The organism is Curtobacterium sp. VKM Ac-2861, assembly GCF_013204965.1.
In the GTDB taxonomy this organism is placed as follows: domain Bacteria; phylum Actinomycetota; class Actinomycetes; order Actinomycetales; family Microbacteriaceae; genus Curtobacterium.
Genome location: NZ_JABMLA010000001.1, coordinates 902,566 through 920,089, shown reverse-complemented (window position 1 = coordinate 920,089; position 17,524 = coordinate 902,566). Strand labels below are relative to the sequence as shown.

Annotated in this window: 17 protein-coding genes; 8 read left to right on the top strand and 9 right to left on the bottom strand. The window is 72.3% G+C overall.

Annotated elements, in window-relative coordinates:
• Positions 1-8: 8 nt before the first annotated feature.
• The 6 genes from HQQ88_RS04165 to HQQ88_RS04140 all read right to left on the bottom strand — a co-directional run bounded on the left by HQQ88_RS04165 (position 9) and on the right by HQQ88_RS04140 (position 7,658).
• Positions 9-680 carry a response regulator transcription factor gene (locus HQQ88_RS04165; RefSeq protein ID WP_111086410.1) on the bottom strand — a complete coding sequence of 224 codons (672 nt, stop codon included), beginning with the start codon at positions 678-680 and terminating at the stop codon, positions 9-11.
• A gap of 87 nt (positions 681-767) precedes the next feature.
• Positions 768-2,093, bottom strand: a complete 1,326-nt coding sequence (locus HQQ88_RS04160; protein ID WP_173168688.1) for a hypothetical protein — start codon at positions 2,091-2,093, stop codon at positions 768-770.
• Positions 2,090-3,247 carry an ATP-binding protein gene (locus tag HQQ88_RS04155; RefSeq protein ID WP_173168687.1) on the bottom strand — a complete coding sequence of 386 codons (1,158 nt, stop codon included), beginning with the start codon at positions 3,245-3,247 and terminating at the stop codon, positions 2,090-2,092. The genes HQQ88_RS04160 and HQQ88_RS04155 overlap by 4 nt, the downstream gene beginning before the upstream one ends.
• Positions 3,248-3,490: 243 nt before the next feature.
• Positions 3,491-4,693, bottom strand: coding sequence for a homoserine O-acetyltransferase (locus HQQ88_RS04150; RefSeq protein ID WP_173168686.1), 1,203 nt, complete (start codon positions 4,691-4,693; stop codon positions 3,491-3,493).
• A 265-nt stretch (positions 4,694-4,958) separates the two neighbouring features.
• Positions 4,959-6,290 carry a bifunctional o-acetylhomoserine/o-acetylserine sulfhydrylase gene (locus HQQ88_RS04145; RefSeq protein WP_111086406.1) on the bottom strand — a complete coding sequence of 444 codons (1,332 nt, stop codon included), beginning with the start codon at positions 6,288-6,290 and terminating at the stop codon, positions 4,959-4,961.
• A gap of 279 nt (positions 6,291-6,569) precedes the next feature.
• Positions 6,570-7,658: an acyltransferase family protein gene (locus tag HQQ88_RS04140; protein WP_173168685.1), complete on the bottom strand. Its 1,089-nt coding sequence runs from the start codon at positions 7,656-7,658 to the stop codon at positions 6,570-6,572.
• 144 nt (positions 7,659-7,802) lie between these two features.
• Here HQQ88_RS04140 and HQQ88_RS04135 point away from each other — a divergent pair, with 144 nt between their 5' ends.
• From HQQ88_RS04135 to HQQ88_RS04115, 5 genes are all read left to right on the top strand, one after another.
• Entirely contained in the window at positions 7,803-8,576 is a 774-nt protein-coding gene (locus HQQ88_RS04135; RefSeq protein WP_173168684.1) for an SDR family oxidoreductase, read from the top strand.
• A 69-nt stretch (positions 8,577-8,645) separates the two neighbouring features.
• The gene (locus HQQ88_RS04130) at positions 8,646-9,179 is read left to right on the top strand and encodes a phosphoribosyltransferase (protein ID WP_173168683.1); all 534 of its coding nucleotides are present in this window, start codon (positions 8,646-8,648) and stop codon (positions 9,177-9,179) included.
• Entirely contained in the window at positions 9,176-9,895 is a 720-nt protein-coding gene (locus HQQ88_RS04125; RefSeq protein ID WP_173168682.1) for a Type 1 glutamine amidotransferase-like domain-containing protein, read from the top strand. Before HQQ88_RS04130 ends, HQQ88_RS04125 begins: the two co-directional genes overlap by 4 nt.
• Positions 9,896-9,900: 5 nt before the next feature.
• Positions 9,901-10,584, top strand: coding sequence for a uracil-DNA glycosylase (locus HQQ88_RS04120; protein WP_123339794.1), 684 nt, complete (start codon positions 9,901-9,903; stop codon positions 10,582-10,584).
• Positions 10,585-10,593: 9 nt separating this feature from the next.
• Positions 10,594-11,196 carry a GNAT family N-acetyltransferase gene (locus HQQ88_RS04115; RefSeq protein WP_123294233.1) on the top strand — a complete coding sequence of 201 codons (603 nt, stop codon included), beginning with the start codon at positions 10,594-10,596 and terminating at the stop codon, positions 11,194-11,196.
• 186 nt (positions 11,197-11,382) lie between these two features.
• Here the strand turns inward: HQQ88_RS04115 and HQQ88_RS04110 are convergent, their stop codons facing one another.
• Positions 11,383-12,081, bottom strand: a complete 699-nt coding sequence (locus HQQ88_RS04110) for an FCD domain-containing protein (RefSeq protein WP_173168681.1) — start codon at positions 12,079-12,081, stop codon at positions 11,383-11,385.
• A gap of 206 nt (positions 12,082-12,287) precedes the next feature.
• Here HQQ88_RS04110 and HQQ88_RS04105 point away from each other — a divergent pair, with 206 nt between their 5' ends.
• A complete protein-coding gene (locus HQQ88_RS04105; protein ID WP_216833958.1) occupies positions 12,288-13,838 on the top strand; it encodes an SLC13 family permease in 1,551 nt (516 codons plus the stop codon).
• Positions 13,835-14,362, top strand: a complete 528-nt coding sequence (locus HQQ88_RS04100) for a gluconokinase (RefSeq protein WP_123312356.1) — start codon at positions 13,835-13,837, stop codon at positions 14,360-14,362. Before HQQ88_RS04105 ends, HQQ88_RS04100 begins: the two co-directional genes overlap by 4 nt.
• On the opposite strand, the gene HQQ88_RS04095 is transcribed toward HQQ88_RS04100, so the two are convergent.
• Positions 14,359-15,273, bottom strand: a complete 915-nt coding sequence (locus HQQ88_RS04095) for a L,D-transpeptidase (RefSeq protein ID WP_131879740.1) — start codon at positions 15,271-15,273, stop codon at positions 14,359-14,361. The genes HQQ88_RS04100 and HQQ88_RS04095 overlap by 4 nt on opposite strands.
• Positions 15,274-15,337: 64 nt before the next feature.
• Entirely contained in the window at positions 15,338-17,002 is a 1,665-nt protein-coding gene (locus HQQ88_RS04090) for an ABC-F family ATP-binding cassette domain-containing protein (protein WP_173168680.1), read from the bottom strand.
• Positions 17,003-17,083: 81 nt separating this feature from the next.
• On the opposite strand from HQQ88_RS04090, the gene HQQ88_RS04085 reads away from it, so the two are divergent.
• Positions 17,084-17,500 (top strand): HIT domain-containing protein, encoded by a 417-nt coding sequence (locus HQQ88_RS04085; RefSeq protein ID WP_173168679.1) that lies wholly within the window; start codon positions 17,084-17,086, stop codon positions 17,498-17,500.
• Positions 17,501-17,524 lie beyond the last annotated feature (24 nt).

The window sequence follows — 17,524 nt, the reverse complement described above, 5'->3', positions numbered from 1 at the left end:
GCGCCGCGCTACAGGCCCAGCGGGCCGCCGTCCTGCACGATGATGCCGTCGGTGATCGCCCGCTTCCGGAGCGCCACCTTCGTGCCCACGTCGAAGCCTGCGACGCGGTACTTCTCGCGGATGCGCTTGAGGTAGCTCTTCGCGGTCTCCTCGGAGATGCCGAGCTGGTACGCGACACTCTTCACGGGCTCGCCACCGCCGTACAGGGCCATCACGCGACGCTCCTGGGCGCTGAGCTTCGGGACGCCACCGACGTCGCCGCTGTTGATGGCCAGGTCGAGCTCGGCGGAGACGTACTGCTCGCCGCGCTGGGCGGAGCGGATCGCCTCGACGATCATGTCGGCGTCCTCGCTCTTCACCAGGTAGCCGAGTGCGCCGGCCGCCAGGGCCTCGCGCACGACGTTCGGCTCCGAGTAGGTGCTCATCACGACGGTCTTCACACCGGCGGTCTTGAGCGTCGAGATCTTCAGCGACACCGGGATGGAGTCCTTGAGGTCCAGGTCGAGCAGCACCACGTCCACCGGGAACGCCGGGCTCGTCAGGAGCTCGGGCCAGGTCGTGACCGCGGCCACCAGCGTGATGTCGTCGGCGGCGCTCCGGATCCACTCCGTGAGCGCGCCGAGGAGCATCCTGTGGTCGTCGACGAGTGCGAGTCGGATGGGTTCCTCTGGAGTCGCCATGCGGGCGTCCTTTCTCGGGGGCAGTTCGTGCCCGATCCTAGGAGGGAGGGGCACGTGGCACGGGCAGGCTGTCCGGGTGTCCGGCAGCTACATCGACGGATGTCGGTCCACGACGCAGTGGGCGACGATGTGGAGCGCGCCGTCGCGGACGGTCTCGGTGTACGGGCCGATGCGTTGCAGGGCGCTCCAGGCGGTGGGGCCGAGGCGTCGGCGCTGGACGCCGCGGGACTCGATCACGACCGGCACGTCCATCCGCTCGTCGGTGACGGGGTGGCCGTCGGACCCGACCGGGCCGAGCGTGACCGCGACGACCGGCAGGCCGGGGGTGGCGGTGCGGCCGTCGCCGACCATCTGCCACAGGGCCTGCAGCAGTCCGTCGCGCTGGGCGGGGGTGAGGTGTCCGGCCAGGGCGCCCGGGTCGGCGACGCTCACCGAACGGCCGAGGTGGTCGGACTCCGTGATCGCGTGGTACAGCCAGGTCTCGCGCCGTCCCTCGATGAGGTGCAGGCGGAGCTCGGTCGCGAGCGAGGCGGCGACGGAGCTCGAGGCGTCCGACAGCGGCAGGGGATCGGTGCCGTTCGCGACGGCGTCGAGCAGCTTCTCGGCGGCCAGGTCGAGTCGGGCGAGCTCGTCCGAGGCGAGCATGCCGACGGCGAACTGCGGCGCTTGCACGTTGCTCTGCACGAGCACCCGGTCGAGCTCCCTCTGCACGAGCTGCCGGAACCGCTGCACGACGTACAGGGCGATCGACGGCGGCACGACGACCAGGGCCAGCAGGGACACGATGCCCGGCAGCGTGTCGTTGGTGATCGGGGTCGAGGCGACGCTCATGCCGACGAACGCCAGGCCGAGGACCGCGATGGCGGCGGCGACCTCGCGGGCGGGTCGGAGCGTGGCGATCGGCAGGAGCGCGAAGCCCGCGGCGATCGACGCCGATGCCGTGTGGGCGATGTCGTGCTCGGGCCAGATGCCGATGAAGTCCAGGGTCACGACGCACGCCAGCACGACGCAGATCAGCACGAAGGCCAGCCCGGTCAACCGCTCGCCGTAGGTCAGCACGCTCAGACCGACACCGACCGCGGCGACGATGTAGAGCATCCAGGCGGCTGCGGGCAACCACGGGTCGGAGAAGTCGGACCAGCGGACCAGGAAGTACACGATGCCGGAGACGGCCTCGATGGCGGTGAGCACCGCGGCGCCGAGGCCGAGGTACCCGGCTCCGAGTGAGGCGCCGGGCTTGGCGGCCTGGCGGAGCGACCGTGCACCGGTCGAGGTCGAGGGGAGCCCGCGGGCCTGCCGACGCTCGCTGGTGCGGTAGCGCTCGCGCGCCTCGCGGCGGGTGCGGGGCGGCTGCTGCCCGGTCGACTCGCCGGGCAGGCCTCGGCTGATGGTGTCCTCGGGGACCCGGGTCATCGAGGTGCCTCCAGGACGACGGTGGTGCCGGAGCCCGGCGCGGAGAAGAGCTTGGCGTCGCCGCCGACCTCGCGCAGGCGGCTCACGACACTCTCCTTGAAGCCGAGTCGCTCGGCGCTCACGGTGGTCAGGTCGAACCCGACGCCGGAGTCCGTGACCATGGCGCGCACCATGTCGTTGTCGTGGACGATCGTGACGTGCGCCTCGCCGACGCCGGCGTGCCGGCGGACGTTCTCGAGGCACTCGCCGAGTGCGAGCAGGAAGGCGTCGAGCACGTGCGAGGGCAGCAGCACCTGGCCGGTGCCGTGCCAGCTGACCTCGAGGCCCATCCGCCCGAAGCGCTGCTTCACCGACTCGAGGGTCTGGCCGAGCGGCGACTCCTCTTCGCGGGTGAGCGAGTAGTCGCCGGACTGCGACGGCTGCGGGGTCGCGCCGAGTCGCAGGTGGCGCAGGAGTCTGGCGTCCTCGGCGGCCTGCTCGCGCATGGCCTGCTCGGAGACCCCGACGCCGGAGTGGGCGAGGAGCGTGAGCGTCGCGAGGACCGTGTCGTGCAGCAGCCGCGCCCCCTGCCGCCGCTGGGCCTCGGTCTCGCTGGCCTGGCGTTCGGCGCGGTGCGCGGTGCCGATGCTGTAGATCCGTCGGGCGACGCGGGGGATGCTGCGCGAGATCCAGACGGACACGACCGCGATGAGCACCCAGCCGAGCAGGGCGCCGCTGACGGGCGTCGACAGGAGCCCGCCGGTGGCCCACACCATCACGACGACGACGATCGCGCCGGTGCCGATCGTGAGTCCGAGGCCGAACGGCTGGCCGCGCTGCGCCATCAGCGGGGCGGACAGCGAGCCGCCCGCGAGCGGCATGACGGCGCTGGCGACGAGCGGGCGGACCGACTCGTCCACGCCGGAGAACAGCAGCGCGAGCGAGGCGAGGCCCGTGACGAGGATCGCGGCGGTCCACCACACGGTGCCACTGCGCCCGAAGAACACGAACGCGGCGACCATCGCGGCGATGCACAGCAGGGCGCCCACGAGCGGCAGGGCGGAGACCGCGGCGGCGGAGACCACGCCGACGACGCTGATGAGCGCGCAGACGATGCCCACGACACGGGTCGTCGCCCGCAGCAAGCGGTCGCGTTCCTGTGCGATGAATTCCATCGATGTCCTGGTTGGTGACGAGCTGGTGTGACGGGTCGTGCGGGAAACCGAGCCTCGTTCAGTCCGGGCTCGCAGCCATCCAACCACGGGCGACACCCGTTGGGGGGTGTTCGGCGCGCCGTGCCGCGCGTGCCGCCGCCCCGGTGCGTGCCGCCACGGGTGCCGCGCGTGCCGCCGCCGTCGCCGCGCGTGCCGCCGCCGCCCCGCCGCGTGTGCCCCGCCCCGCCGCGCGCCGTGTCGCGTTCAGCCGTCGAGCAACCGCCGCAGGTGCGCGCCGACCTGCTCGTGCTCGATGAGGAACCCGTCGTGCCCGAACTCGCTCTCGATCACCGCGGCCGTGTCACCGTCGAGCGTGTCCGGCACCCCGGCGGCGATCCGGTGCTGGTCCTCGATCGGGAACAGCCGGTCGCTCGAGATCCCCACGACAAGCGTGCGGGCCGTCACGAGTTCGAGCGCGGCAGCGACACCGCCCCGCCCGGCCCCGACGTCGTGGGAGTCCATCGCGTGCGTGAGCGTGATGTACGACGACGCGTCGAAGCGCCGGGTGAACTTGTTGCCGTGGAAGTCGAGGTAGCTCTCCACCGAGAACCGGCCGTCGTCGCCGAGCGGGGACACGTCGCTCTGCCACGACCGGGCGAACCGGCCGTTCAGCTCGTCCGACGCCCGGTAGGTCATCAACGCCATCCGCCGTGCAAGCGCCAGCCCGCGGTGCGGGCCCTCGCCAGCGTCGGCCTCGTAGTAGTCACCGCCCGCGAACGCCGGGTCCATCTGGATCGCCGAGCGCTGCAGGGAGTTCGCCGCGATCTGGTCCGCCGTCGTCTGCGCCGTCGAGGCCAGCACCGCCAGCCGCTGGACGCGTGCGGGGTGTGACACCGCGAACTCGAGCGCGTGCATCCCGCCCATCGACCCGCCGACGACGGCCGCGAACACGTCGATGCCGAGCCGGTCGGCGAGCTGGCGCTGCACCTCGACCTGGTCGTGCACGGTGACGAACGGGAACCGCGAGCCCCACTCGACCCCGGTGGGTGCCACCGACGACGGCCCGGTCGTGCCCTGGCAGCCGCCGAGCATGTTGGGCGCGATCACGAACCAGCGGTCGGTGTCGATCGCCAGGCCGGGTCCGACGACGTCGCCCCACCAGCCGGCGGTGCGGTGGCCCGGACCGGGTGCGCCCGCGACGTGCGAGTCGCCGGTCAGCGCGTGGAAGAGCAGGACGGCGTTGTCGCGCGCCGCGTTGAGCGTGCCCCACGACTCGTACGCCACCCGCACGGCCGGCAGCCGCCCGCCGCGCACCCACTGCTCGCCGAGGGATGCGAAGTGGCGCGCACCCGGGTGGTCGCCGGGGCGCCAGGCGCCGGTGACCGGCGGCTTGCCGATGGTGCCGAGTTCGGCGCCGGGCACCAGGGTGGACGGCACGGAGTCCTCGGGGGTCGTCTGCCAGTCCATGGTGCGTCCAGTCTGCCGGGAGGCGCGGGTCGCCGCCGCCGTGTTACGTCACGCCCGCCCCGCGACCGGGTCCCGGGCCGCGCTCGCGTCGTCCTGGTCCGGGCGTCTGCGGGTGGGTGCGCGGGCGGGTACGACAACGTCGACGTCGTACGACGTCGAGGAAGTCGCACCGCCGCGTCGGCAACTGTTGCACGGGCGGGGAGACGACAAGGTCGACGTCGTGCGACGTCGACCTTGTCGTTCCGAGTCGGTGCTCGGGCGAACGCTAGGCGCGCTGCCCCTCCTGCGAGACCGCACGGGCCGCGGCGAGCCCGGCCTCGAGGTCGGCCTTCAGGTCCTCGATGTTCTCGATGCCGACGGACAGGCGCACCAGGCCCGGCGTCACCCCGGTGGTGAGCTGCTGCTCGGGCGTGAGCTGCGAGTGCGTGGTGGACGCCGGGTGGATCACGAGCGAGCGCACGTCGCCGATGTTCGCCAGGTGCGAGAACAGCTGCAGGTTGTCGACGAACGCCTTGCCCGCGGGCACCCCGCCCTTGAGTTCGAACGAGAGCACGGCGCCGACCCCCTTCGGCGCGTACCGGTTCGCCGCGGCGTACCAGGGCGACGTCGGCAGGCCGGCGTAGGCGACGGTCGCGACGTCCGGGTGCTGGTCGAGCCACTCCGCGATCTCCTGCGCGTTCGACACGTGGCGCTCGATGCGGAGCGACAGCGTCTCGATGCCCTGCAGCAGTGCGAACGCGGTGTCCGCCGAGTTCGACGCCCCGAGGTCGCGGAGCAGCTGCACGCGGGCCTTCACGATGTAGGCGAGCTCGTTGCCGACGGCCTCGGCGAAGACCGCGCCGTGGTACGACGGGTCGGGCGTGTTGAACTCCGGGAACTTGTCCGGGTGCTGCGACCAGGCGAACTTCCCGCCGTCGACGATGATGCCGCCGATGACGGTGCCGTGGCCGCCGAGGAACTTCGTCGCCGAGTGCACGACGATGTCGGCCCCGTGCTCGAACGGACGGATCAGGTACGGCGTCGCGATCGTGTTGTCGACGATCAGCGGGACGCCGGACTCGTGCGCGACGTCGCTGACGCCGGTGATGTCGAGGACGTTGATCCGCGGGTTGCCGATGGTCTCGGCGAAGAAGAGCTTCGTGTTCGGGCGGACGGCGCGGCGCCACTCCTCGAGGTCGTCCTGGTCCTCGACGAACGTGGTCTCGATCCCGAGCTTCGCCAGCGTGTACTTGAACAGGTTGTACGTGCCGCCGTAGATCGACGACGACGACACGATGTGGTCGCCCGCACCCGCGATGTTCAGCACGGCGTACGTCTCCGCCGCCTGGCCGGACGCCACGAGGAGTGCACCGCTGCCGCCCTCGAGTGCCGCGATGCGCTGCTCCACGACGTCGTTCGTCGGGTTCATGATGCGGGAGTAGATGTTGCCCGGCTTGGCGAGGGCGAACAGGTCGCGGGCCTCGTCCGAGTTCGCGAAGACGTACGAGGTCGTCTTGTAGATCGGGGTGGCGCGGGCGCCCGTGGTCGGGTCCGGCTGTGCGCCGGCGTGGACCTGCGTGGTCTCGAACCGCCACTGCGCGGCGTCGTGCTCGGTCATCTTGGTGCTCCTGTCCGGTGCGGCTGGTCGTCGGGTCGCCTTGCGCTCGGCCTGGAGGCGCGGCGCGTCTGTGCGTCGGGTGTCACGGTACGCAGGTGGCCGGGCCCGCACCACCGCACCCGCCTCGGGACGTAACGCACCCGCCGGGCCCGCCCCGCGCCTCCCGGCCGGGATGGTGCCAGGTGCTGACGGCGGCGACCACGCGGATCGGTCGCGGCCTGCCGCGACGTCGCGCGCTGCCGACTGAGCGCAGCGAAGACGACTGCTTGCGCGGAAATGTCACTTGTCGCGACGGAACAGCCAGCCGACGTTCGGTTCGAGCAGCCAGCGCATCCCGCGCCGCACGAAGGGCTGCGCCAGGAAGAGGCTGACCGCGCAGGCGATCGCGACCATCAGGAGCACGAACGGCCACGCGGAGTGCGGACCGGCGAGCACGCCGGACTCGCGGATCGGGTAGAGCACGAACGTGTGCAGCAGGTAGACGTACATCGTCGCCGCACCGAACTGCGTGAGCCAGATGTTCCGGCGGGGGATGAGCACCAGGAACGACGCGGTGAGCAGCGTCGCGAGCAGCATCAGCCCGAACCGGACGGCACCCGCCCACCAGGCGTCCTCGCCGAGACCCGAGTACGAGTCGTCGTAGAAGAACCAGTGGTGCAGGTCGAACTCCTTGAACTGCGGGATCCACACCGCGCACGACACGGCCCACGCGGCGAACACCACGCCGGCGGCGACGCGCACCCGGACCACGGTGCGGCGCGACGCCTCGTACCAGCGGTCGAAGAGCCCCCACTGCTTGACCTGCCACCCGAGCAGGAAGAACGGCAGCAGGCTGATCGCACGGGACAACGAGAGCGTGGAGTCGACGTTGTCGAAGTAGCCGACGCCGATGCTGAACACGACGGCCCAGAACAACGGCCACCGCAGCTGCGCCAGGTACGGCAGGATCAGCTTGAAGATGCCGAGGGCCAGCAGGAACCACAGGGTCCAGGTCGGCTGCGTCGGGTTGAAGTCCTTGCCGCCCTCGACGATGCCCTGCACCACCGTCCAGATCGTCTGCATGATGATGTACGGCACGACGATGTCGGTGATCGTCCGGCGCATGCGCTTCGCCGTCGGGGTGTCGGCCGACGAGAAGTAGCCGCTGATCACACCGAACGCGGGCATGTGGAACGCGTAGATGAACGTGTAGAGCGCCAGGGCGTGCTCGCTCGCCGTCGTCTGGCGCTGGATCGCGTGGCCGATCACCACGAGGGTCACCGCGACGAACCGCGCGGTGTCCCACATCGGGATACGGCGCGGTGCCCGGCCGGGTTCGAGCTGCGTCGCCGGGGCCGAGGGTGCGGGAGGGGCGGCATCCGTCGTCATCGTCGGTCACGTTACCGGATCGTGACCTGCTCGGCTCGGTACGGTGGGGACCCGGGGCGAGCAGTCGCCCCGACAGCGGAGCGAACCATCGTCCCGACACCGGGGCGATCCGTTGCCCCGACACCGACGCAGGAGGCAGATCACATGGCAGCACGGCGCGCAGTCGTCACCGGAGCGAGCTCGGGCATCGGAGCGGCCACCGTCCGACTGTTCCGCTCGCGGGGCTGGGACGTGCTCGCCGTCGCCCGCCGGCAGTCGAAGCTCGAGGCGCTCGCCGCGGAGACCGGGGCCGAGGTCCTGGTGGCGGACATCACGAGTGCTGCCGACGTCGAGGCGCTCGCCGCCCGCGTCGCCGAGCTCGGCGGCGCCGATGTCCTCGTCAACAACGCCGGCGGCGCGTTCGGCTCGGCCAGCGTCGAGGAGTCCGACGTCGACGACTGGCGGGCCATGTTCGAGGTGAACGTGATCGGCACGAAGCGCGTCGTCGCCGCGCTGCTGCCGCACCTGCGGGACCGTGCGCGCGACACCGGGGGAGCGGACATCGTCACGGTGACGAGCACCGCCGGGTTCGTGGCGTACGAGAACGGCGGCGGCTACAACGCCGCGAAGTTCGCCGAGCACGCCCTGGTCGGCGCGCTCCGGCTCGAGCTGAACGGCGAACCGATCCGCGTCGTCGAGATCGCCCCCGGCCTGGTGAAGACCGACGAGTTCGCGCTCACCCGCTTCCGAGGCGACGAGCAGAAGGCCGCTGCGGTCTACGACGACGTGCCGGACCCGCTCGTGGCCGACGACGTCGCCGAGGCGATCGTGCACGCGGTGGAACTGCCGCCGCACGTGAACCTCGACCTCGTCACGATCCGGCCGGTCGCGCAGTCGGCGCAGCACAAGCTCGCGCGCGGGACGCTCGCGCCGCGCTGATCGCGTTCGCAGCGCCCGGGCGGTGGCCACGGGTCGCGGGCGCGGGGTCCCTGCCGGTACCGTGGACGGATGCCGATCAGCAGCGAACCCGAGCCCACGGCCCCGGCTCAGTCGACCGTGACCGTGACGAGCGGGCCCGAGGTGCTCGGATGGCTGGAGTTCGGTGACGCCGCACGCCTGCTCGCGAAGGACGTGCTGTCCTCCGGCTTCGAGCCCGAGGTCGTCGTCGCCGTCGCCCGCGGCGGGCTGATCATCGCCGGTGCCGTGGCCTACGCGCTCGGCACCAAGGAGTGCGGCTCGATCAACGTCGAGTTCTACACCGACGTCGAGCAGCGCCTGGACGAGCCCGTTGTGCTCGCACCCGCGCTCGACGCCCCGAGCCTCGCCGGCAAGCGCGTGCTCGTCGTCGACGACGTGTCGGACTCCGGTCGGACCCTGCGCCTGGTGGTCGACATCATCCGGAACGCCGGTGCCGACGTCCGCAGCGCCTGCCTGTACTCGAAGCCCGGCACCGTCCTCGAGCCCGACCACGTGTGGCGCCGGGTCGACGGCTGGATCACGTTCCCGTGGAGCGCCCTCGCACCGGTGACGGCCGAGTCGTGAGCATCCACCTCGTCGGCGGCGGACTCTTCGCCGCCTCGGACGCCGCAGCGCCCTTCCTCGCCGAGGCCACCGCACGCTCGGCCGCCGTCGGCCGGACGGTCCCGCGCATCGCCCTGCTCTCGGTCGCCGGCCCGGACGGCGGCAGTCCGTCGTCGACCGCCGACATCGCCGAGGTGCTCGGCGGTGCCCGCGTGGCCGAGGTCATCGTCACCGAGGTCGCGGCCGGCCAGGTGTTCGACACGACCGTCCTGAGCGACGTCGACGCGCTCGTCGTCGGTGGCGGCGTCACCCCCGACTACCTGGGCGCGATCGCCCCACTCGTCGACCAGCTTCGGCTGCTCGTCGCCGACGGCCTGCCCTACCTGGGCTACTCGGCCGGTGCGATGATCGCCGCCGACCGCGCGCTCGTGGGCGGCTGGCGCATCGGCGGCGTCGAGATCTGCCCCGAGGCAGCCTCTGAAGGACTCGACGAGGTCGAACTCCGCGAAGGGCTCGGCCTGGTCGACCTGACCATCGACGTCCACGCGGTGCAGGCCGGCACCCTCGCCCGCCTGATCGCGAGCGCCGAGGCCGAGTTCGTCACCGCCGGCCTGGCGATCGACGAGGACACCGCCCTCGTCGTCGGCGAGGGCGCGCTCGAGGTCCGGGGCACCGGCAGCGTCTGGCGGGTCATGGCCGGCGAGGAGTCGGTGGCCGTCGCCACGATGGGCGCGTAGCCGTCGTGGAACCACGACCGCTCGCCGACCTGGTCGACCCGGGCTGGGCGTCGGCGCTCGCTCCGGTGGAGGCCGACGTGCACCGCATGGGTGCCTGGCTCCGTGACGAGACAGCGGCCGGCCGCACCTACCTGCCGGCCGGCGCCGACGTGCTCCGGGCCTTCACCACGCCGTTCGACGCCGTGAAGGTGCTCGTGGTGGGGCAGGACCCCTACCCGACGCCGGGCAACCCGATCGGGCTGTCGTTCGCCGTCGACCCGGCAGTTCGTCCGGTGCCGCGCAGCCTGGCGAACATCTACAAGGAGCTCAGCGCCGACGTCGGCGTGACCCCGCCGGCGCACGGTGACCTGCGTGCGTGGTCGGACCAGGGCGTGCTGCTGCTCAACCGTGTGCTCACGGTCCGTGCGGGCGACGCCGGTAGTCACCGCGGCAAGGGCTGGGAAGCCGTCACCGACCAGGCCGTCCGCGCACTCGTCGCCCGGGGGACCCCGCTCGTCGCCGTGCTGTGGGGCGCGCAGGCCGCGTCCGTCCGGCCGCTGCTCGGCGACACCCCGGTGGTGGCGTCGGCGCACCCGAGCCCGTTGAGTGCGTCGCGGGGCTTCTTCGGCAGCCGGCCGTTCTCGCAGGTCAACGCGCTGCTGCAGGAACAGGGCGCGGCACCGGTCGACTGGTCGCTGCCCGCTCAGTAGGCTCGACACGTGCTCGAGGAGGAATACCAGCGACGGCGGGTCCTGCCGCGACACCTGCGTGCCCGGCCGGCGAGCGAGACCGCGTTCGAGTACCGGATCCGTGCCGCCGAGGCGAGCGACCTGCCCGACGTCCGTGAGATCCACACGCACTACGTCCGCAACTCGTCGGTGACCTTCGACCCGTCGGCGTTCACCTTTGCCCGGTGGAAGCAGCGCTACGACGACATCCGGAAGCGCAAGCTGCCCTTCCTGGTGGCCGAGAACCCCGCCGGGCAGATCCTCGGCTACGCGCTAGTGGACGCCTGGAACCCGCGCGACCGGTCGAACCGGGTGGTCGAGGACTCGATCTACCTCGGAGCGGCCTCCGGGGGCAAGGGGTTGGGCCGTGCGCTCATGGAGGCCTTGCTCGACGAGTGCCGGTCCGCCGGGGTCCGCGAGGTCGTCGCGGTCATCGCCGACCGGCAGGCCGAGGCCTCGATCCGCCTGCACGAGCGGCTCGGCTTCGAGGAGGTCGGCCGGATGGGCAAGGTCGGCTACAAGTACGACCGGTGGCTCGGCACGGTGACGATGCGCCTGCGGTTGCGCGGTCCCCGCCTCTTCGCGCGCAAGTAGTCGGTCCGTCGTCCGTCGTCGGTCGGTCGCGTCTCGTCTCGGGCCGCGCCGAGGTTCCGAAATCTGCGCATCTCGGCGTGCGATCGCGCGCGTTGTGGAACCTCGACGACCAGCGCACGGCGCGTTGTGGAACCTCGGCGGTCAGCGCACGGCGTGCCGGCCCGCCCCCGCACCCCGCACACCCCGTCAGTCGCGCGGGGCCTCCGCGATGAACTCGTCGCGCGTGACGCCGACGAGCGCCGTCGTCGCGGCCGCCGCGGCGGCCCCGTCACCCGCGACGAGCGCGTGCCCGACGGCCTCGTGGCGGAGTGCTGCCTCGCGCGTCCATCGCGTGATGGTGTCGCGCGACTCCGACGTGCGGGTGCGCAGCAGCGCCTCGACGGTGCCGGCGAAGTGCGCGAAGACGGCGTTGCCGGAGCCGGTGAGCAGGGCGCGGTGGAAGCGGACGTCGGCCTCGAGGTACGCGCGGCTGTCCTCGCGCGCGCAGGCGGCGAGCATGTCCTGCGCGGCGTCGAGGACTGCGGACGCCCCGGAGCCGCCGGCGGTGAGCGACGCTGCGACGGGTTCGACGCCGAGCCGTAGTTCGAGGAGTTCCCGCTGCTGCACGAAGTAGGCGGGCGAGGCGCCACGCCACCGGATGACCGTCGGGGCGAGCAGTTCCCACGACCCGATGCCGAGCACCTGCGTGCCGACGCGCTGCCGGGGTTCGACGAGTCCGAGCGACTGCAGGACGCGGAGCGCCTCGCGCACGACCGACCGGGACACGCCGAACTCGTCCGCCACGAGCTCGGGGCGGACCACCGTGCCGGGGTCGAGCGCACCGTCGACGATGCGCTGCCCGAGGGTGTCGAGCACGTGGGCGTGGAGTCCGCGGGCTGGGGGCATCGTTCCTCCGTGCAGTACGGGTCGCGCGGTCGGCGTGACGTCGGTCCCATCGAAACGACAGACTGCGTCCGAGGGCGGATGGCGCGCGGCGGATCGTCGTATAGTCTGATTAATCAGATTATTGAGGGTCGGTGCGTGCAGCGCCAGCCGCCCCTCGACACGAAGGCGACGGAGCCGCGCGGCAGCGGCTCCAGGAAGGGGCACCGATGCCTCACGCTCCAGTCCACCTGCTCGCCCACCCCGTGGGCGCGGTCCTCGCGGCCGAGGGCGGCGGCACCGAGACCGTCGACCCGTCCGGGCCGATCCCGCAGCTGATCATCGCGGCCCTGGTCGGCATCGTCGTGATCATCGCGCTCATCACCTGGCTCAAGGTGCACCCGTTCATCGCGCTCGTGATCGGTGCCCTGGGCGTCGGCATCGGTGCGGGGCTCGCACCGGACAAGGCCGTCGTGAGCTTCGGCAACGGCTTCGGTGCGACGATGACGAGCGTCGGCATTCTGGTCGGGCTCGGGTCGATGTTCGGCAAGATGCTCGTCGACTCCGGCGCCGCCGACCGCGTGGTCGACACCCTGGTGCGCAGGTCGTCGAAGGCCGCGCTGCCGTGGACGATGGCCCTGATCGGTGCGCTGATCGGCCTGCCGATGTTCTTCGAGGTCGGCCTCGTGCTCCTCATCCCGATCATCGTGCTCGTCGCGAAGCGCAGCTCCGTGCCGATCATGAAGATCGCCGTGCCCGCCCTGGTCGGCCTGTCGACGATGCACGCGTTCGTCCCGCCGCACCCCGGCCCGCTCGTCGCGATCTCGACCGTCGGCGCGAACCTCGGCACCACGCTCGCCTTCGGCATCGTGCTGGCGATCCCGGTCATAATCCTGGCCGGGCCGGTGTTCGCCCAGTTCGCGGCCCGCTGGGTCGACATCCCCGCCCCCGACATGTTCGGGTCGCGTGGGTCGGACGCCGGCTCGGCGTCCGGTCCGCAGGACCCCGCCTCGGGCGGACGGGAGGCCCGGCGCGGCCCCGCCACGCAGGACACCGCGTCCCTTCCCAACGGTAAGAGCGACTTCACGCGCGTCATCAGCGAGCCCCGCAGCCCGTCGTTCACCGTCGCGCTCATCGGCATCCTGCTGCCCGTCGTCCTCATGCTCGCCCAGGCCGTCCGCGAGGCCACGATGCCCGACGCGGCCGGCTCGTGGGTGAGCCTGCTCGACTTCCTCGGGTCGCCGATGATCGCGATCGGCATCGCGGCGATCTACGCGATGGTCTTCTTCGCGATCGGCGGCGGCATGGACCGGTCCGCCGTGGCGAAGTCGCTCGAGAGCGCGCTGCCCCCGGTCGCCGGGGTGCTGCTCATCGTCGGTGCCGGCGGTGGGTTCAAGCAGGTGCTCATCGACACGGGCATCGGCGGCGTGATCGCCGACGCCGTGAAGGACTCCGGCGTCTCGGTGCTCCTCGTCGCCTGGGTCGTGTCGGCCCTGGTGCGCGTCGCCACCGGTTCCGCCACGGTCGCCACCGTCACCGCGGCGGGCATCATGGCCCCGATCGCCGCCGACCTGTCCACGCCGATGACCTCGCTGCTCGTGCTGGCGATCGGTGCGGGCTCGGTGTTCCTGTCGCACGTCAACGACGCCGGGTTCTGGCTCGTCAAGGGCTACCTCAACACCACCGTGGGACAGACCTTCAAGACGTGGACGGTGCTCGAGTGCCTCATCTCGGTGCTCGGTCTGCTCGGGGTGCTGCTGGCCGGGGTCTTCATCCGATGAGCGGCGACTCCGCTCTGGATGCGCGTGTCCTGGTCGTCATGGGGGTCTCCGGTTCCGGCAAGTCAACCGTCGCCGCGATGGTCGCCGAGCAGCTCGGGTGGGACTTCGCCGAGGGCGACGCCATGCACCCGCAGGCCAACGTCGACAAGATGCATGCCGGTACGCCACTGACGGACGAGGACCGCTGGCCGTGGCTCGACGTCGTCGCCGGCTGGATCCGCGGGCACCTCGACGCCGGCACCCACGGTGTCGTGACCTGCTCGGCGCTGAAGCGGTCGTACCGGGACGTGCTGCGGGCGCCCGGCGTGGTGTTCGTGCACGTGGCCGGTGACGGCGCGTTGATCGAGCAGCGCATGTCGCAGCGGTCGGGCCACTTCATGCCGACGTCGCTGCTGCAGTCCCAGCTCGCGACGCTCGAGCCGCCGCAGGACGACGAGGCGCACCTGACGATCGCGGCCGACCGCACTCCGGAGGAGGAGAGCGCCGAGGTCGTCGAGCGGCTCGGGCTCGGCGGCGGCCGCTAGCTGAACCGGATCGGGGTGCCGACGGGCAGGGCGGCGAGGGTGCGGGTCATCTCCGCCGAGATCCGCACGCACCCGTGCGAACTGCCGGTCGGGTCGGGGTAGTAGTGCAGCGCCGTCAGTGCCGCGTTGCCGCCGTACGACGGGATCCGCGACGAGTGCGCCCCGGTCAGGATGATCGGGTTGCCCTGCGTGTAGGTCACGCGGGTGTCCACGTACGCCGCTTCGACGTAGGTGGCGGTGTCGGACGGCGTGGGGTCCTCGGGGGTGCCGAGCCGGGCCGCCTCGGTCGCGGTGACCTGGCCGCTCCGGGTGACGACGGAGACCGTGCTCCGGGCGACGTCGACGCGGATCATCCGGTCGGTGTCGGCGACCGTGAAGTCGGCGGCCCGTGCCCAGGCGAACGTGGCGCTCGGCGCCTCCGGGTCGCCGCCGACGCCCGGGGTGCGGTTCCGGGCCGGGGTCGAGACGAGGAGCATGCCGCCGTCGACGCCGGGCGACCGGCCCCAGACAGCGGTGGCGGCGGGCAGGTCGATCGTCGACACCAGGTGCGACAGCGTGGCCACCGGGCGGGCGCGGCTGGACGGGCTGGCGTACAGGGCCACGAGGTCGTGCCGCGGGGTGGCGATCTGCCAGGTGTCCGCGGGGCGGACGTCCCCGCCGTCGAGCAGTTCGGGGACGACGCCGTCGTGGAACGCCGACGGCAGGGCGGCGAGGGTGGCGGCCGACGGCGCTCGGGGGACGGCCGCGAGCGTCGGGGTGGGGGTCGGCGTCGGCGTCGCGGTCGGGGTGGCCCGTGCGACGTGGGTCGGGTCGGTGTCCGGACGGTCGGCTGTCACCCCGACGACGACGGCGGCCGCGACGGCGAGCGCCGCTGCACCCCCGACCACGGCGATCCAGCCCCTGCGTCGCATCGGCATCCCCCTGTGCTCCTGGTCCAGCGTGCGCTCGTCGTCTGGGTGTGTGCTCCTGGTGTCGTCAGCGTTCGGTGACCCGGCCGGCGTCGACGTGCCACTGCCGGTCGAGGCGGACGGTCTCCAGCATGCGCCGGTCGTGCGTGACGAGCAGCAGGGTGCCGTCGTACGACTCCAGCGCCTGTTCGAGCTGCTCGATGGCCACCAGGTCGAGGTGGTTCGTCGGTTCGTCGAGCACGAGCACGTTCACCCCGCGGGCCTGCAGCAGCGCCAGTCCGGCGCGGGTCCGTTCGCCGGGGGAGAGCGCCGACGCGGGCCGTCCGACGTGGTCGGCCTTCAACCCGAACTTCGCGAGCAGCGTCCGGACGTCGGCGGTGGTGTACTCGGGCACGATCGCCTCGAACGCCGCGGCGAGCGACTGGTCGCCGGTGAAGGCCGCACGGGCCTGGTCGACCTCGCCGACGGCGACGCTCGACCCGAGCGAGGCGGTGCCGGTCGTCGGCGCCTGCTTGCCGAGCAGTGCCCGGAGCAATGTGGACTTGCCGGCGCCGTTCGGGCCGGTGATGCCGATGCGGTCGCCGCCGTCGACCTGCAACGACACCGGGCCGAGCGTGAAGTCGCCCTGCGTGAAGGTGGCGTCGGACAGGGTGGCCACGACGGCCGAGGACCGGGGAGCGCTGCCGATCGTGAACTCGAGCTGCCACTCCTTGCGGGGCTCCTCGACCTCGTCGAGTCGCGCGATGCGGGACTCCATCTGGCGGACCTTCTGCGCCTGCTTCTCGCTCGACTCCGAGGCGGCCTTGCGCCGGATCTTGTCGTTGTCCGGGGCCTTCTTCATGGCGTTGCGCACGCCCTGGCTCGACCACTCGCGCTGTGTGCGGGCACGGGAGACCAGGTCGGCCTTGGTGGAGGCGTAGTCCTCGTACGCGTCGCGCTTGTGCTGCCGGGCGATCTCGCGCTCCTCGAGGAACGAGTCGTAGCCGCCGCCGAACAGCCGGTTGGACGACTGCGCCAGGTCGAGCTCGAGCACGCTCGTCACCGACCGTGCCAGGAACTCCCGGTCGTGGCTGACGAGCACGACCCCGCCGCGCAGGCCCCGGACGAACCCCTCGAGCCGGTCCAGACCGTCGAGGTCGAGGTCGTTGGTGGGCTCGTCGAGCAGGACGATGTCGAACCGCGACAGCAGCAGCGCCGCCAGCCCGACCCGAGCGGCCTGCCCACCGGACAGCGCGGTCATGAGCGAGTCCGGCCCGACGCCGTCGTCATCGGTTCCGGTCTCGAGGCCGAGGTCGGCCAGGACGGCGGGGATCCTGTCCTCCAGATCAGCGGCGCCCGCGGCGAGCCAGCGGTCGAGCGCCGTCGAGTAGCGGTCCGCGGCAGCGTCGCCGGCGTCCGGGTCGCCGAGCGCGGCAGCCGCGGCGTCCATGGCCTCGGTCGCCTCGGCCGAGCCGGTCCGTCGGGCGATGTACGCGGCGACGGTCTCGCCCGCGATCCGCTCGTGTTCCTGGGGGAGCCAGCCGACGAACGCGTCGGTCGGTGCGAGCGACACCGTGCCCGCCAGGGGCTCGTCGACACCCGCCAGCAGTCGGAGCAGGGTGGACTTGCCGGCACCGTTCACGCCGACGACGCCGATCACGTCGCCCGGTGCCACCGTGAGGTCGAGGGAGTCGAACAGCGTGCGAGCGGCGTACCCGCCGGACAGGCCCTTGGCGACGAGCGTGGCGGTCATGCGCCAATCGTCCCACGCGGCGGCGCGCGCACGGCACCGCCCTCGGAGCGCCAGGTGCTCCGGGTGCAGCACACTGGACGGATGGCATCCTGCGTCTTCTGCCCGATCATCGCCGGCGACGAACCGGCCGTGTGGGTCGAGCGCGAGGAACACGCCGTCGCGTTCGCGCCGCTGCCCGGGTCCGCGCTCGCACCCGGGCACACCCTCGTCGTACCGGTCGAGCACGCCGACGACCTGCTCGGTGCCGCCCCGGTGGCACTGGCCGCCACCGTCGCGCTCGCGCAACGTGTCGCACGGGCGATGCGGGGCGCACTCGGCGCCACCGGCACCGTCGTGCTGCAGGCCTCCGGCGCCGATGCCGGGCAGAGCGTGCGGCACCTGCACTTCCACGTCGTGCCGTGCTGGCCGGACGACGGCACGACGCACTGGCCGGAGCCGCCCTCGGCACACGTCGTCGACGGTGACCCGCACGCACTCCTCGCCGAGATGTTCGAGTAGCCGATCCCGGGCAGCGGTGCGCGG

Bases quoted from the DNA above. Each gene is read 5' to 3' on its own strand.
- HQQ88_RS04085 (WP_173168679.1), top strand. From the start codon at position 17,084: ATGGCATCCTGCGTCTTCTGCCCGATCATCGCCGGCGACGAACCGGCC.
- HQQ88_RS04095 (WP_131879740.1), bottom strand. From the start codon at position 15,273: ATGCGACGCAGGGGCTGGATCGCCGTGGTCGGGGGTGCAGCGGCGCTC.
- HQQ88_RS04135 (WP_173168684.1), top strand. From the start codon at position 7,803: ATGGCAGCACGGCGCGCAGTCGTCACCGGAGCGAGCTCGGGCATCGGA.
- HQQ88_RS04150 (WP_173168686.1), bottom strand. From the start codon at position 4,693: ATGGACTGGCAGACGACCCCCGAGGACTCCGTGCCGTCCACCCTGGTG.
- HQQ88_RS04130 (WP_173168683.1), top strand. From the start codon at position 8,646: ATGCCGATCAGCAGCGAACCCGAGCCCACGGCCCCGGCTCAGTCGACC.
- HQQ88_RS04090 (WP_173168680.1), bottom strand. From the start codon at position 17,002: ATGACCGCCACGCTCGTCGCCAAGGGCCTGTCCGGCGGGTACGCCGCT.
- HQQ88_RS04160 (WP_173168688.1), bottom strand. From the start codon at position 2,093: ATGACCCGGGTCCCCGAGGACACCATCAGCCGAGGCCTGCCCGGCGAG.
- HQQ88_RS04155 (WP_173168687.1), bottom strand. From the start codon at position 3,247: ATGGAATTCATCGCACAGGAACGCGACCGCTTGCTGCGGGCGACGACC.
- HQQ88_RS04105 (WP_216833958.1), top strand. From the start codon at position 12,288: ATGCCTCACGCTCCAGTCCACCTGCTCGCCCACCCCGTGGGCGCGGTC.
- HQQ88_RS04140 (WP_173168685.1), bottom strand. From the start codon at position 7,658: ATGACGACGGATGCCGCCCCTCCCGCACCCTCGGCCCCGGCGACGCAG.
- HQQ88_RS04145 (WP_111086406.1), bottom strand. From the start codon at position 6,290: ATGACCGAGCACGACGCCGCGCAGTGGCGGTTCGAGACCACGCAGGTC.
- HQQ88_RS04100 (WP_123312356.1), top strand. From the start codon at position 13,835: ATGAGCGGCGACTCCGCTCTGGATGCGCGTGTCCTGGTCGTCATGGGG.
- HQQ88_RS04165 (WP_111086410.1), bottom strand. From the start codon at position 680: ATGGCGACTCCAGAGGAACCCATCCGACTCGCACTCGTCGACGACCAC.
- HQQ88_RS04110 (WP_173168681.1), bottom strand. From the start codon at position 12,081: ATGCCCCCAGCCCGCGGACTCCACGCCCACGTGCTCGACACCCTCGGG.